General features: G+C 70.1%; 12 protein-coding genes and 2 pseudogenes. 3 read left to right on the top strand and 11 right to left on the bottom strand.

Going from position 1 to position 14846, the window contains the following annotated elements; genetic code table 11:
* The 3 genes and pseudogenes from ACXJMZ_RS35665 to ACXJMZ_RS35655 all read right to left on the bottom strand — a co-directional run.
* Window positions 1-1437 (bottom strand): DEAD/DEAH box helicase (locus tag ACXJMZ_RS35665; RefSeq protein WP_457034165.1); only part of this gene is annotated, 1437 nt, incomplete at its 3' end.
* Window positions 1438-1713: 276 nt separating this feature from the next.
* Window positions 1714-1917, bottom strand: a complete 204-nt coding sequence (locus ACXJMZ_RS35660) for a cold-shock protein (protein ID WP_030918248.1) — start codon at window positions 1915-1917, stop codon at window positions 1714-1716.
* A gap of 289 nt (window positions 1918-2206) precedes the next feature.
* Window positions 2207-2329, bottom strand: a pseudogene (locus ACXJMZ_RS35655) (NUDIX domain-containing protein); the annotation flags it as partial.
* Window positions 2330-2461: 132 nt separating this feature from the next.
* Here ACXJMZ_RS35655 and ACXJMZ_RS35650 point away from each other — a divergent pair.
* Window positions 2462-3991, top strand: a complete 1530-nt coding sequence (locus ACXJMZ_RS35650) for an LCP family protein (protein WP_457034164.1) — start codon at window positions 2462-2464, stop codon at window positions 3989-3991.
* A gap of 257 nt (window positions 3992-4248) precedes the next feature.
* Complete coding sequence (locus ACXJMZ_RS35645) at window positions 4249-6084, top strand: alpha/beta fold hydrolase (protein ID WP_457034163.1); 1836 nt, start codon at window positions 4249-4251, stop codon at window positions 6082-6084.
* A gap of 52 nt (window positions 6085-6136) precedes the next feature.
* On the opposite strand, the gene ACXJMZ_RS35640 is transcribed toward ACXJMZ_RS35645, so the two are convergent.
* Both ACXJMZ_RS35640 and ACXJMZ_RS35635 read right to left on the bottom strand, forming a co-directional pair.
* On the bottom strand, window positions 6137-6526 hold the full coding sequence (locus ACXJMZ_RS35640; protein WP_457034166.1) for a DUF4232 domain-containing protein: 390 nt from the start codon (window positions 6524-6526) through the stop codon (window positions 6137-6139).
* A 603-nt stretch (window positions 6527-7129) separates the two neighbouring features.
* A pseudogene (locus ACXJMZ_RS35635) lies at window positions 7130-8031 on the bottom strand (MFS transporter); the annotation flags it as partial.
* A 196-nt stretch (window positions 8032-8227) separates the two neighbouring features.
* On the opposite strand from ACXJMZ_RS35635, the gene ACXJMZ_RS35630 reads away from it, so the two are divergent.
* Window positions 8228-9130, top strand: a complete 903-nt coding sequence (locus tag ACXJMZ_RS35630; RefSeq protein ID WP_457034162.1) for an ion transporter — start codon at window positions 8228-8230, stop codon at window positions 9128-9130.
* 226 nt (window positions 9131-9356) lie between these two features.
* Here the strand turns inward: ACXJMZ_RS35630 and ACXJMZ_RS35625 are convergent, their stop codons facing one another.
* From ACXJMZ_RS35625 to ACXJMZ_RS35600, 6 genes are all read right to left on the bottom strand, one after another.
* Window positions 9357-10103, bottom strand: coding sequence for an endonuclease/exonuclease/phosphatase family protein (locus tag ACXJMZ_RS35625; RefSeq protein WP_457034161.1), 747 nt, complete (start codon window positions 10101-10103; stop codon window positions 9357-9359).
* An 81-nt stretch (window positions 10104-10184) separates the two neighbouring features.
* Window positions 10185-11519 carry an ATP-grasp domain-containing protein gene (locus tag ACXJMZ_RS35620; protein WP_457034160.1) on the bottom strand — a complete coding sequence of 445 codons (1335 nt, stop codon included), beginning with the start codon at window positions 11517-11519 and terminating at the stop codon, window positions 10185-10187.
* A 40-nt stretch (window positions 11520-11559) separates the two neighbouring features.
* The gene (locus ACXJMZ_RS35615) at window positions 11560-12822 is read right to left on the bottom strand and encodes an MFS transporter (RefSeq protein ID WP_457034159.1); all 1263 of its coding nucleotides are present in this window, start codon (window positions 12820-12822) and stop codon (window positions 11560-11562) included.
* On the bottom strand, window positions 12815-13318 hold the full coding sequence (locus tag ACXJMZ_RS35610; RefSeq protein WP_457034158.1) for an HIT family protein: 504 nt from the start codon (window positions 13316-13318) through the stop codon (window positions 12815-12817). Before ACXJMZ_RS35610 ends, ACXJMZ_RS35615 begins: the two co-directional genes overlap by 8 nt.
* A 35-nt stretch (window positions 13319-13353) precedes the next feature.
* Complete coding sequence (locus tag ACXJMZ_RS35605) at window positions 13354-14433, bottom strand: glycosyltransferase family 4 protein (protein ID WP_457034157.1); 1080 nt, start codon at window positions 14431-14433, stop codon at window positions 13354-13356.
* Window positions 14430-14846: dCTP deaminase (locus ACXJMZ_RS35600; RefSeq protein WP_457034156.1), on the bottom strand; the 417-nt coding region annotated here is incomplete at its 5' end. The genes ACXJMZ_RS35605 and ACXJMZ_RS35600, both read right to left, overlap by 4 nt.

Below are 14846 nucleotides of genomic sequence, written 5' to 3'. Positions count from 1 at the left end.
CTCCCGCACCGGGTCGGGCACCACGACGGGCACCCCGGTGGGCACCCGGGCACCGGTGATCCGGGCGAGCTCCTCGTCCGAGGAGTGCACCTTGACGGAGCCCGGGACGAGCGCGGCGGTGGTCATCATCCGGGCCATCTCGCGGCGCTGGTTGGGCAGCACGAGCGTGACCACGGTGCCGGACTCCCCCGCGCGGGCGGTCCGGCCACCACGGTGCAGGTAGTCCTTGTGGTCGCTCGGCGGGTCGATGTTGACCACCAGGTCCAGGCCGTCGACGTGGATGCCACGTGCGGCCACGTTGGTGGCGATCAGCGCGGTCACCTCGCCCGAGCGGAACTGCTCCAGGGTGCGGGTGCGCTGCGGCTGGGACTTGCCACCGTGCAGCGCGGCCGCCCTGACGCCGACCGACAGCAGGTCCAGCACCAGGCGGTCCGCCCCGTGCTTGGTGTCGGTGAACATGATGACCCCGCCGTCGCGGGAGGCGATCCTGGCCACCACGGCGTTCTTGTCGTGGCCCTGCACGTGCAGCAGGTGGTGCTCCATCGTGCTGACCGTGGCGGCGGTCGGGTCGACCGAGTGCACCACCGGGTCGCTGAGGAAGCGGCGGACCAGCTTGTCGACGTTGCGGTCCAGCGTGGCGGAGAACAGCATCGTCTGGCCGCCCTCGGCGACCTGCGTCAGCAGTTCGGTGACCTGCGGCATGAAGCCCATGTCGGCCATCTGGTCGGCCTCGTCCAGGACGGTCACGGTGACCTGGTCGAGCACGCAGTCACCGCGCTGGATCAGGTCCTTGAGCCGGCCGGGGGTGGCCACGACGATCTCGGCGCCACGGTGCACGGCCATCGCCTGACGGCCGATCGACATGCCGCCGACCACCGTCACCATCCGCAGGCGCACGGCCTGGGCGTACGGGGTGAGCGCCTCGGTGACCTGCTGCGCGAGCTCGCGGGTCGGCACCAGCACCAGGGCCAGCGGGCGACGCGGCTCGGCCCGTCGGCCGGCGGTGCGGGCGATCAGCGCGAGGCCGAACGCCAGGGTCTTGCCGGAGCCGGTACGACCGCGGCCCAGCACGTCCCGGCCGACCAGCGTGTTCGGCAGGGTGGCCGCCTGGATCGGGAACGGGGCGGTGACGCCCTGGCGGGTCAGCGTGGTCAGCAGCGCCTGCGGCATGTCCAGCTCGCCGAAGGACTCGACCGCAGGGAGCGCCGGAGTGGTGGTGACGGGCAGCGCGAACTCGCCCTGGGGGGCGGAGCGCTGACGGTTCGACGAGCCGGACGAGCGCTGCGGGCGCTCGCTGCGGAAGCCGCCGCCCGAACTGCCGGAGCCGGAACCGAAGCCGGAACCGAAGCTGGAACCACGGCTCGAACCGCCGGAGCGGGAGCCTTGGGCGGAGCGGGAGTTGGCATTCTGGTACGAAGAACGGGTGGAACGGTTCATGCGGAAGACCTTCCTCGGAGCGGCGCGTCACGAGGCAGCCTCCGCGGCACAAGGCAGCACGGAGAGCACACGAACGGGCCGGACACGGCGGTGAAGAACGCGGGGCGTGGACGGAGAAAACCGTGCTGCACGTCACCTGCGAGGGGCCTCATCGAGCCCCTCGGCCGAAACCTCGAACCGCGAACATCCGATTCCGGCGGAAATGCCGAGAGGCCCGCACCGTGCATGTACGCGGTGCGGGCCCCTTGCTGCTAGGCGGGTGCCGTGGCAGAAAAACTAGAGCGGACGAATGTTCTCGGCCTGCGGGCCCTTCTGACCCTGCGTGACGTCGAACTCGACCTTCTGGCCCTCGAGCAGCTCACGGAAGCCGTTGGCGTTGATGTTCGAGTAGTGGGCGAACACGTCCGGGCCGCCACCCTCCTGCTCAATGAAGCCGAAGCCCTTTTCCGCGTTGAACCACTTCACGGTGCCATTAGCCATAAAAAAATCTCCTTCAAGAGGCTGACCAGCCCCGCCCTGTGCGGTGCCGCGTCGCCGCGAGGATTACCCATCCGGTCGGAGCCGGGAAACAAAAATGCGCCTGCGTTCAAACCAGCAGGCGCACACAAAAGTCATGGGAACCAAAACTGCAACTGACGTAACTGTAACAGAGCCCAGCACCCTCCGGGAACATTTCCGTCCGCGAATTCGCCGACGTGTCGGCCGTCACAGTGGTGGCACAAGCGTCTCATCGGAATATCCGCCGAAGCGGGCCGTCCAGCGCCACCACGGGCAGCCCGAGCACCTCGATGTCCTCTCCCTCCTCGGCCACCCCGCCACCGACCCCAGCCCGGGCGCCCGGGCTGTACGGGGCCGCGCAGAAGTGCWGGCGTTCGGTCACCGAACCCAGGGTCGGCGGAGCGTCAAACATCTGTTCACCGAAGCGTTCTGATTCTGTAACAGATCCCGACCCGACCCCGCGATCTCCGATAGGTTCGTACAAGTGCCCGACGGGGGGCCGACCACGAGGACCGGGGGACGCGCCATGACCAACCACGAGCCGAATCCCGGCGGACGGGCGGCCGCCCGACAGGCAGCCGGGAAGCGCGGCCGTCGCCAGCCGAAGACCCGACCGCGCTGGGTCGTACCGGTTCTGCTCACCACGGGCTCACTGGTGGTCGCGGGCTGCGGAGGCGCCTTCCTCTACCTGAAGCACCTGGACTCCAACATCCAGTCGGACCGGCTCGGCGCGGGCAACGCCCCGCCACCGCCCGGCCAGGCCGACGCCAAGGGCCGGGTGGCGATGAACATCCTGATCATCGGCACCGACAGCCGGAAGGGCCTGGGCGGCGGCTACGGCGACCGGCAGAACATCGGCCTCGGCAACAACGACGTCAACATCGTGCTGCACGTCTACCCCGACAAGCGCGCGGCGGTCGCCCTCGACCTGCCCCGGGACTCCCTGATCGACATACCGAAGTGCACCTCCAAGGACGGCAAGGTCTCCCAGGCGATAAGGCACCGGCCGCTGAACGAGGCGATGGGCCGGGGCGGGCCCGGCTGTGTCCAGGACACCGTCCAGGACCTGACCGGACTGAAGATCGACGCCTGGGCCGTGGTCAACTTCCAGGGCGTCAAGGACCTCACCGACGCGGTCGACGGTGTCGAGGTCAACCTGTGCACCCCGGTCAACGACTCGGGCTCGCATCTCAACATTCCCGCCGGCCCGGTCAAGCTGACGGGTGAACAGGGGCTCCAGTTCGTCCGCACCCGCCACGCCGTCCAGGACGGTACCGCGATCGGCCGGTTCTCGATGCAGCGCGCCTACCTCTCCTCGCTGCTGCGCAAGCTCACCGACAAGGGCACCCTGCTCGACCCGACCAAGGCCTTCCCGGTGATCGAGGCCGCCACCAGGTCGCTCACCGTCTCGGAGAACATCGCCGGCACCACCAAGCTGGTCTCACTGGCCACCGACCTGAAGAACATCAAGCCGTCCGAGGTCGAATTCGTCCAGCCACCCACCGCGTTCACTCACGACGACCAAGACCCGGAACTCCGTGAGAAGAACCGGTTGGTCGATCCCCAGACCGGCCAACTCTTCACGCTGATCCGGCTGGACAAGCCGCTCGACGGCGGCGAGGACCACAGCGGCGGACAGCCGAGCGCCCCGAGTGCCGCCCCCGCTCCGGCCGCACCACCGGTGGACCCGGCCACGGTCAGCGTCACCGTCCTCAACAGCACCGCCCAGAAGGGCCTGGCCACCAGCACGGCCGAGACCCTGGCCAAGCTCAAGTACAAGGCCGAGCCCGGGACCGGAGCGCCGAAGAACGTGGCCACCAGCACCGTCCAGTACCCGAAGGCCGGCCAGAAGGACGCCGCTCTCGCCATCGCCCTGGCCCTCGGTCTGCCCGAGTCCGCCGTCGTGGCCGGCGGCACCGGCACCGCCGTGGTGGTCACCCTCGGCACCGACTATCGGCCCGCCGCCGGCACCGCGACCGCACCGGTGCCCACCGCCCTGCCCACCGAGGTGGCCGTGCACCAGGCGGACGAGACCGGCTGCACCAAGGTCAAGTAGTCGGTCCGCGTCGCGACTTGGCTCGCACCGACGTCGAAGTCAAGCCACGTGCCAGAAGCTCCGAACAGCACACGAAGCATCGTGCTATGGTCACGGAGAGCCACCAAGCCGCGACCGTGTGTCCCAACTGCGGCCCTTGGTAGGCCATTTCACCTACCCATGATCGTGTTACGCCGGAGGCCCACCACCCGCCTCCGGCTCCTGACGCATGTGACGCCGTGCTCCGGCACGCCCGAACGGCAGGAGAGGAACAGACCATGAACGCACCCCAGGACGATTCGACCAGCACGGTCACCGCCGCACAGCTCGCACAGATCGCGGACGGCGGGATCTGGGCGTCGAGCACGACGGTCGCCCCGGACGCGGCCAACGTCGGCCAAGCGCTGGCGGCCACCCTGCAGGGCATCACCACGCAGAGCGTACTCACCCCCGAGCTGGAGCAGTTGGTCGCCGACGTGCAGCGGGTGGCCACCATCGGCTTCCCGTGGCTGACGGCTCCGGACGGGGTCAAGCTCTCGGCGCACACCATCAAACTGAACACCTCGGAACCGCGCCCGGTGGTCATCGTCCCCTCCGGATGGACGCCGTTCGGCTGGGTGCTGTTCGAGTACACGTACCTCCAACTGGCGCTCCGTGGCTACCACGTGCTGGCGTACACCCCGCGCGGCATGGGCCTGACCACCAAGCTCCCCAGCGGCGAATACCTCGACAGCCCCTGGACCTCCGGCGGCACGATCGACGTGGCCGGCCCCCTGGACCGGGCCGACGGTTGGGATGTCATCAGCTATGCGCAGGAGTACTTCCAGCCGAGCTCGATCGGGTTCCTCGGCGAGTCGTACGGTTCCGGGATCAGCCAGCTGGTCGCGGCGAGCGACCCCGACGAGCGGGTCTCGGCGGTCGTCGCGCTGAGTACCTGGGGCAACCTGGCCACCAGCCTGCTGCACAACGACACCCGCCACCTCAAGGCGGTCGCCGCCCTGGTCAACTTCACCGGCGGGCCGGTGGAGCGCAAGTTCGACGAGGAGACCCAGCAGATCCTGCGGGACTTCGACCTGGGTCAGAACCTTGACCGCGTACGGGAGTGGGGCGAGGAGCGCGCCCCCGAGCGCTTCGTCCCCGAGACCAACCGGCGCCGCATTCCGACCTTCTTCTCCAACACCTGGCACGAGACCCTCTTCCCGGTCAACCAGGTCCTGGACACCTTCAACGAGTTGACCGTGCCCAAGCGGCTCAACCTGTGGATCGGCGACCACGCGGCACCGGAGGGCGCGGGGCTGACCGTTCCGTTCAGCGGTCCGAACACCCCGGTGGCCGAAGCCTTCGCCTGGTTGGACCACCACCTGCGCCGCGTCCGGAACGACGTGCCCGACGGGCCCCAGGTCAACAACCAGGTCATGTTCACCTACCGGACCCAGGCGGACCCGGACCGCGGGAAGAACGTGATCACCGAGCCGGCCGTACGCGAGTCGCGCCAGAGCTGGGACGAGGTGACGACCCAGGTCGAGCGCTGGTTCCTGGCCGACTCCGCCCCGGGTGACCAGGACGGCGCCCTGACGCTCGGTCAGAATGCCGCCTGGAACCGGGAGTTCACCGCCGGAAGCCTGACCGAGGCAACCGCGGTCGATGCGGTCCTGACCACCGGCCAGGCCGAGTGGAACGGCAGTCCGAAGGTCTACGAGACCGCGAAGTTCGAGCGGCAGAGCCTGCTGATCTGGGCCACCGAGGCGCTGACCGGAGGCTCGGACGGGCAGACCGCGCGGCGGATCAGGGGCGTTCCCCGGGTGCGCCTGACCGTCCGCAGCTCCGCCGCCTCCACCACCCTGGTCGCCTACCTGTTCGACATCGGCCCGGACGACACCGCCCGGATCATCGCGCACGAGCCGTACACCCTGACCGACCTCACCCCGGACCAGGACACCACCGTCGACTGGGCCCTCCAGGCCGCCGCCTACGACCTGCCCGCCGAGCACCGCCTGGCCCTGGTGATCAACAGCATGGACCAGCTCTACTCGCACGCCACCGTCGACGGCAGCACCACGACGATCAGCTCGCCGGACTCCGACCCCTCCTACCTCGACCTCCCCCTGGGCTAGTTGCCCCGCCGCACAGGCGATCGAGGGCCCCGATGCGACCGCGCCGGGGCCCTCATCCCTTCCGGTCATCCCGCTGCCAGGGGCCGACGCCGAGCCGCCCGGTCGTCCCCAGGTCGAGTTCCGGGATCACCATCACCGGGTCGGAGTCCGCCTGCGCCCGCACCCGCAAGTACGGCGCGTTCACGGGGTCGGCGACCCAGGCTTCGAGCGTGTTTCGCCAGACCACCGTGGCCCGGGCCCGCTCGCCGGGCTGCAGAGCCAGCGGCTCGGGTGTGCCGTCGGCGCCCGTGCCGGTGGCGATGGCGCTGCCGCCCTGCAGGATCTGCACGCTCTCCACCACCTTGTGTTTCTCGTCCAGGATCTGGAGCTGCGGGTAGCCGTTTAGCCGGGTGGTGCCGGTGCCGCAGTTCTCCAGGTGCAGACCCACCGCGCGCAGTCCCATCGCGGCACTCCCCTCGTCCGCGTAGATCCGCACTCCCGACGGCGGGCAAGGCCCGGTCTCCGCCGACGCCTCGGCGCTCGGAACGCTCCGTACCTTGGTGATCCGCACACCTCCCGAGGGGTTGTCCACCGCCAACGGTTCGCCCACCCTGCGCTTCACGGTCTGCCCTGAACCGACCGACGGAACGGCCTCCTTCACCGAATTCGACGCTCCCCCTGACGCCGCCAGGAACGTGAACGAGATCGAGTAGGAGAGCGGCCCGGCCTCCCGGTTGGTGACCTCGAATTCCGCGCAGCCGCCACGGGCGGCGGTGATCTTGACTCCGTCCTTCTCCGGACCGGCCGAGACCCCGGACGGCACTACTCCGCAGGAGGACGCACCGGGCAACGGTTCAGGCGACAGCGCCCCACCCCTGCTCCCCGGGCCGGCCGCCTGCGAGCCGCACCCGGCGAGCAGCAGGACACCGGCCAGGACGACGGGGAGTGCAGAGAGGGAGCTACGCATCCACCGATTCGACCAGTCCCTGATCATGGCGGCAGTGACCCGGACCACATCTCCGGCAACAGGCCTGTCACAACCGTGACGGCCCGTCAGGCGCGGCGCGGGCGCCGGCGTCGGTTCAGGGAGGAACGCTGCCGCGCGGCGCGGCAGCAGCAGCGGCGTCGCCAGCAGGAGCACTCCGGCCAGGCCGATGGCCGTACGCGGGCCGAGCAGGGTACCGAGCACGCCCCAGCCCGCCGTCAGGAGCGCGGTCGAGGCCTTGGTCGTCACCGCCCAGGCGGACAGCGTGCGGGCGACCCGGTCGGCCCGGGTGCGCTTCAGCCGGTAGGTGGCGTGGACGGGGTTGAAGACCCCGCAGCAGAAGATCAGCCCGAACTCGACGCCGATCACCACCAGCAGCCCGCCGGTGCCCGGCCCGACGAAGGCCAGGCCGACTGGCCAGATCGCGCGCAGCGTCCCGGACCAGGCCAGGACCCGGTACTGCCCGAACCGGGTGACGAGCGGGCGGGCCAGCTGCGAACCGAGCAGCCCGCCGATCGAGGGCGCGGCGAAGGCGAGGCCGTAGTGGACTCGAACCGGGAGTTGGCGACCAGCAGGTCCTCGGCCGGCAGCAGCATCTTCAGGTACGCGCCGGAGGCGGCGCGGAAGGTGATGTCGGCCGCCGCGACGACCACCGAGACCAGCAGGAGCTGAAGGAAGGTCAGCACGCCGAGCGCGAACGCGACCGGAATCGTCAGCAGTGCCGCGAACCGCACCAGGTCCAGCGCGATCAGCACCGGCCGCTTGCGACGGAACTCCACCCACGGGCCGAGCGACACCGCCACGACCGCGCCCACCGCGGCTCCGACGGCGGCGAGCGCGGCGACCTCGGCCGGTCCCGAGTGCAGCACCTGGATGGCGATCAGCGGGAACGCGCCGAAGGCGAGCCAGGTGCCGAGCGCGCTGGTCCCGTACGCGCCCCAGAGCCACCCGAACTGTCGTCCCAGCCGGTGCCCGCTCCTCATGCCCGACACCCTTCGCGCTCACCCGCGCCCCGACCCCCGATCGGAGGCATCGAAGCGAGCTCCCTACCCGCGATGGGTCGAATGTCCACGTTCGGGTGAGGTTTGGGGCGGTTGCGTGCCCGAACGGGGCGTCAGGCGTTGGCCGAGCGGAACAACGATCACCGTCCCGCCCGGCGGTCGGTACAAGGGGAGAGCAATGACAGAGCTGACCGCAGTGCAGGCCGGTGTCGGCAGGCTGGCCGTGCGTTGCCGTGCGGTGAACGAGGCACCCGTGTTCGCGTTCACCGTGCTCACGGTGATTCTGCTGAACGCCGTCCTGCTCGGGGTGGAGACCTACCCGGGGCTGACCAGCGTGTACAGCCAGGCGCTCGACGAGGCCGAGTTCGCCTGCCTGGTGGTCTTCACGCTGGAGATGCTGGTGCGGCTGGGCGCGCACCTGGACCGGCCGGGAGCCTTCTTCCGCGACCCTTGGAACGTCTTCGACCTGCTGGTGGTCTCGTCCGCGTTCATCCCGTTCCTGCGCGAGAACACCACCCTGCTCCGGCTGCTCCGGCTGGCCCGGGTGCTGCGCACGGCCCGCTTCATGCCGCAGCTGCGGGTGCTGCTGGTGGCGGTCGGCCGCAGCCTGCCGGGGACGGCGAGCTTCCTGGTGGTCGGGGCGCTGGTGCTCTACGTGTACTCGATGGTCGGCTGGATCTGCTTCGCCCCGTACGACCCGGAGCACTACGGCTCGCTCGGCCGGGCCGGGCTGACGCTGTTTCTGCTGATGACGCTGGACGGGCTGGGAGAGTCGGTCCGGGCCGGGCTCGAGATCTCACCGTTCAGCATCGTGTTCTACGCCTCCTACGTGCTGTTCGGCTCTTTCGTCCTGGTGAACGTGCTGATCGGGGTCGTGCTGAACGCGCTGGACGAGGCTCGCGCGATGGAGGCGGCCGAGGCGGCCGAAGCCGCCCGTCCGGCGGTCGAGGTCACGGACCCCGCCGACGAGCTGCGGCTGCGCATCACCACGGTCCGGCAGGCCCTGGACGAGATGGAGAGCCAGCTCGGCACGCCCCTCTGGGCACCTCGGCAGGAGCCCTCCCACGCCCACTCACGCTGAGCTGAGCTGAGCTCTGAGCCTCAGTAGTCCTTGAGCACGATGGCGGTGGCGGCCCTGTGGATCGGCTCCACCGCCTTGGCCATCAGCCGGTCCTAGATGTCGACCTTGTAGCCACCGTTCCTGACGTGATCATCCGAGATCCTTGCATCCGGTGGATCATCCCCAAAATATCTACGCGCCAGTAACTTCCGTGCCCAGTCGGAAACTTGCGGAAGATGATCATCCATCACATCGCGGTGGCATCCGGCCCGACCGACAGCCGGGCGAGCACCGGCAGGTGGTCCGAAGCCACCGGGTCGTCCAGGACGACAGCGGTCCACAACGGCCTCACGCCCCGGCCGACGAAGACGTAGTCGATGCACTCCTCCGGCGCCTCGGCGGGGAAGGTCACGGGCTCCGATCCGCCGAACGCCGTCCACGCGTCGGTGAAGCTCGCCCGGACGGTCGCGATCTCCGCCGCCCGAGGGGTGGCGTTGAAGTCGCCGAGCAGCACCGCCGGGCCGGTGGCACCGATCAACTCCACCACCTGCTCCGCCTGTCGGACGCGGTCGGTCTCCGAGAACAGTTCGAGATGTGCGGAGTACACGTGCACCGCGACTCCGTGCACGTCGATCTCCGCGTGCAGCAGGCCGCGCTGCTCCTCGCCCGGCGAGCGGAACAGGTGCGTGTTGTCCCACCGGACGATCGGGTGGCGGGACAGCACCGCGGTGCCGTACTGGATCCGCGGCCGACCCGGAGCCGGCGGCTCGAGGTCGATGTTGGCGCCGAACGCAAGGTGGTAGCCCAGCAGTTCGGCCAGCGCGGTGGCCTGGTCGCCCCAGTCGCTGCGCTCCCCGAAGTGCCGGTCCACCTCCTGGAGACCGATCACGTCGGCGCCGCTCGACCGGATCACCCGAGCGGTCCGGTCGAGGTCGAGCACCCCGTCGGTGCCCAGGCCGTGACGAATGTTGAACGACAGCACGTCGAGGTTCATCTGAGCTCCCATCAGATCAGCGGGCCGAGCCGCACCGCAGGACCCCGGACAGGAGCCCTGCAGTGCCGCTACGACGCCGGGTCAGTCGCGCGGGTAGGTGCCGAACGGCGAGACGGAGTCCGGCCAGTTGGCCTGCTGCCACCGCCGGAGCTCCGGATAGGTGGCGTGGGTCGGCACCACCGTCAGCCGCTCGTCGAACCATCCGGTCAGGAACTCCCGCCGTTCGCGCACCTCTTCCCGGGTGCGCCCGCTCAGCATCACCTGGCCGACCCCCTCGGTGGTGTCCGCCACCGAATCCGCCATCCGGAACCCGTACGGGAGGTCCAGCCGGACGTGCTCCACGCCGGGCAGTGCGCGAATCTCGGCCGGCGACGGACGGCCGATCAGAGTGCCTGGCCGGCCGGCCAGGAAGATCGTGCTGACGCTGTCGGGCCTGACCTTCGGCTCGACCTGCGGATCGATACCCGCCGCGCACCGGATGGCGGCCGCGCCGAGGTCCACGCCGAACTTGTACTCCACCGACTCGTGGATCAGGCCGCCACCCGTCCGGGCCGCGCACTCTCCGAACACCAGCCTGCCGGTGTCCTGTTGGTGAAAGAGCTCCATGTGGAACACACCGCGCCGCAGCCCGAGTGCCCGCAGCGCCGCCGCGACCACCGGGTGCGCGAGGTCGTAGACGGCCGCGTCGGCGGTCGGGTCGAACCGCTCCAGCTGCAGCACCCGGTTGGAGTCGACGGCGGTCAGGCAGGGCTCGACGTAACTGCCCACGCTGAGGAACTGCAGCTCCCCGTCGAAGACGACGCCGTCGACCATCCACTCGTCACCCGTGATGAACTCCTCGAGCACGAACGTACGTTGCGGCACGCCGCGCCGACGGTACTCCTGGCAGGTCGCGACCAGCTCCTCGCGGCTGCCGACCACCGACGTGTTCCTGGTACCGGCGCCGGCGAGCGGCTTGAGCACCGCCTGGCCGAAGTCCGCGAGGCCGGCCGGGTCCAGGTGCTGGATGTCCTCGATGACCTGCGAGGCTGCGACATCCACCCCCGCCGCCGAGACGATCTGCTTCTGCAGCCACTTGTCCCGGAAGTGCAGGGCGACGTCGGCCTCCACCGGCGTCGGGAGGTCGAGCACCTTCGCCAGCGCCGCGACGGTGACCAGGGCCTCCTCGTCCGAGGTCTGGACGAACAGGAACTCCCGCTCGGTGACGCCCGCCCTGCGCAGGCTGAACAGGATGCTCTCGATGCTGGTCGGATCCTCCGCGAAGATCCCCACCGCACCCTCGGGGAGCTCCATGCTGCCCCAGTCGTTCAGGTGCGGGCCGTGCACGACGTACGGCTTGATGCCGGACCTGAGGCAGGCGCGCATCGCGTACACGTCCGTACCGACGAGCAGGGCCGAGGGCTGGTCCTCTGACATGACGTCTCCTTCGTTGTGGGAGTGGTGCGCCGGCCGGGCCTTAGCTTTCGGCCGGCTGCAGCGCCGGCCCGGCGAGTGGTTCGGGATCGTCCCGCATGGCCCRCACGCTGGGCAGGGCCACCATGGTGAGCGCCGCCAGTACGATCAGGGCCGCCGCGCCGGCCAGCGCGGGGCCGATGCCGACGCGGTCCGCGATCGGTGTGGCGACGGCCAGACCGAGCGGGATGAAGACGAAGGAGCCGAAGGCGTCGTACGACATCACCCGCGACATCGACTCCTCCGRCACCTGCTTCTGAAGTGCCGTCAGGAAGGTGACGTCGTTCAGGCTCATGCACACACCGGTGACCAGCATCGCGCAGGCGGTCACCGCGACCGGTGCGGTCCAGGCCAGGCAGAGCAGGGACGGCACGATGCCCAGCGTGAACAGGGCCGCGGCCTGCACCGGCCGTTTGGGCCGGACCCGGATCGCCACCAGGCTGCCCACCACGAAACCGACCGCCTGGGCGGTGAGGACGGCGGCCCAGGCGGACGCGCCACCGAGGTGGTTCGCGGCCTCGACCGGGCCGAGCACCACAAAACCTCCCCCGATGCACACGTTCACCAGCGCCAGCTGGGCGACCGTGGCCCATACCCAGGTCCTGGCGGTGAACTCCCGCCAACCGTCCCTGAGTTGGGTGAAGATGTGCTCCGTCGAGGGCGCCGGGGCGTCGGCCCCCCGGGACGGTCGGATGCCGGTCAGCAGCGCGGCGGAGGCCAGGAAGGTCACCGCGTCCACCATCAGCGCCCAGCCCGGGCCGAGCACCGTGACGAGCACACCTGCGAGGGCGGCTCCGCCGATGCTGCCGGCGTTCATCGACAGCTGGACCAGCGCGTTCGCCGACTGGACCTTGTCGGCCGGCACCAGCTGGACCGTCATGGTCCGGGAGGCCGGGGTGAACAGCGCGCTGGCGGCACCGCCGACCACCGACAGGGCGACCAGATTGAGCGTCGAGGCCGACCCGGTCAGCACCAGGAACCCGATCGCGCCCTGCACCGCACCGGCGGCCAGTTCCGCCCAGATCATCACTCGGTGCCGGGGCAGCCGGTCCGCCAGCACACCGCCGTAGAGCAGGAACGCGACCTGCGCGGCCAGCCGGACGGCGAGCACGAAGCCGAGCGTCGTACCCGAGCCGTTCGGCATCCCGAGGACGGCGAACGCCAGTGCGACGGGCGCGATCGCATCGCCGAGCAGGGAGACGGACCGGGCCGAGAACAGCAGCCGGAAGGAGCGTTCTCGCAGGATCGAAAGGTCGGTACTACGCAACACAACTCTCCACTGTCGTCCTCGGGTCGGCCGGGTCGGCGGGCAGCAGCGACAGCCGGCCGCGGGTCGCCGCAAGCTGCTCCAGCGGCACCGGGTCGGCCTTCCACGGCCGGTGCAGGTGATCACCGGTCGTCCGGGGCACCAGGTGAACGTGCAGATGGAACACGTCCTGCCACCCTGCCTCCCGGTTCGCCTGAAAGAGCGTCAGACCGTCCGGCGCCAGCACCTCCCGGATGCGCCGCGCCATCCGGTGGACGGTGCTCATCACCGCGGCGGCATCCTCCGGCGCGATCTCCCAGAGGTCGGCGGCGTGGCGTTTCGGGATCACCAGCGTGTGGCCGTCCATGACTGCGGTGATGTCGAGGAACGCCACCGTGAGGTCGTCCTCGTAGAGGATCGGGGCGGGGTGGCGTCCGTGCACGATGGCGCAGAACACGCAGTCCCCGCGCATCGCCTGATCGTCCGTCGCGTGATCGTCCGTCAAGTGGTCATCCATGGTCGTCTCCAGCGAGGTACGGACTGTCGGGCGGGCTAGCGGGCCACAGCGTGCGAGAGCTCGCCGAGCTCACGGGCGGTCCGCGACAGCGGGAAGCGCCTGCTGTTGGCCAGCCCGGCAGCGGCCAACTCGTCCAGCAGGCCCGGTCCGGCGCGGAACTCCTTGAGGCGTAGCGCGAGCGCTTCGAGATCCCCGAAGTCGACCGGGAGCGCGGAGTCGCCCAGCACCTCGACCAGGCCGGGCACGGGTTGGTACGCCACCGGCAGACCGGCCGCCTGGGCTTCGATGGTCACCAGCCCGAAGGCCTCCAGCTTGAGCGACGGGACCATCAGCAGGTCGTGCCGGCCGAACTCGCGCCACAGCTCTTCACGCGACAGCCAGCCGAGATAGCGCACCCCGGACAGGTCGGCCCGGGCGGCCAGTGCAGCGAACTCCAACTGCGGTGCCGCCACCGCGAGTTCGATCCCCTCTAGACCGGACACCGCCGCGATCACCTCGGCCGTGGCCTTCTCGGCCGTGAGCCGCCCCGCGTAGCAGACCCGCAGGACGCCAGGACGCCGCTCGGATCGGACGGGCGGCCGGGCCAGCAGCCGGTCGGGGACGCCCCAGGGCACCTCGACGATCCGCTCCGGCGCGACGGGCGTCAGCTGCCGCAGCCGGTCCGCCATGGCCATGGTGGGCACGACGATCGCGGCCGCCGCCGCCACCGTCTCCCGGAGCACCTCGGCCTGGGTCGGGTGGTCCGCCGCGTACAGCAGGTCGGTGCCGTGCACCAGCGCGATCTTCGGCCGGTCCGGGAAGGTCCGCTGCAGGGCGGCCGTCGCGCCGAAGGTCAGGWGGTGCTGGTGCAGCACGTCGTACTCTTTGCTGCCGAACCGCTCCGTGACGGCGGCGCCCAGTCGGTCGACGTAGGACCAGAAGTCGGCGCCCGACACGGTCTTCCCGGCCACCGGCAGCAGCGCCGGGTTCGCCCCGACAGCCGGTCCGCCGTCCGGGGCGAGCATGAAGACGTCGGCCGGCAGCAGCGGTTCCGGCCCGCCGTAGAGATCGCGCAGCAGCTCCACACTGCCGCCGGGGCTGTCCGGTGTCAGGTCGATTCCGGTCAGGATGTTCACGCGAGCTCCTCGTACAGGCGCGACGTGTCGATGCCGCTGCTACGGGTGTATTTCCGGCCCATGTTCTGGTAAGTGGCCATCGCGCCAAGGGTCTTCAGGAAGACGATCTTCCCGAAGGTCATCCCCGGATAGATCCGCACCGGGCGGGCGACCCGGATCTCCAGCGTCCACTTGATGGCGTGGCCCACATGGCCGAGCGGGGCCGATACATGCACCCACACCCCGAGCGCCCCCACCGTGCGATCCCCGTTGATCATCTGCGCGAAGCGCTCGGAGTGGGTGCGCTCGTGGGTGACACCGAGATAGAGCGTGCCCGGCCGGAGCACCATGCCTTCCGCCGGGATGACGTGCTCGACGAACTCCGAGGAATGGGCCGCATCGAGGTCGGTATTGCAGCTGCGAATGGTGTCGCC

Source organism: Kitasatospora sp. P5_F3 (genome assembly GCF_054049135.1).
This window is presented reverse-complemented; position numbering and strand designations above follow the sequence as displayed.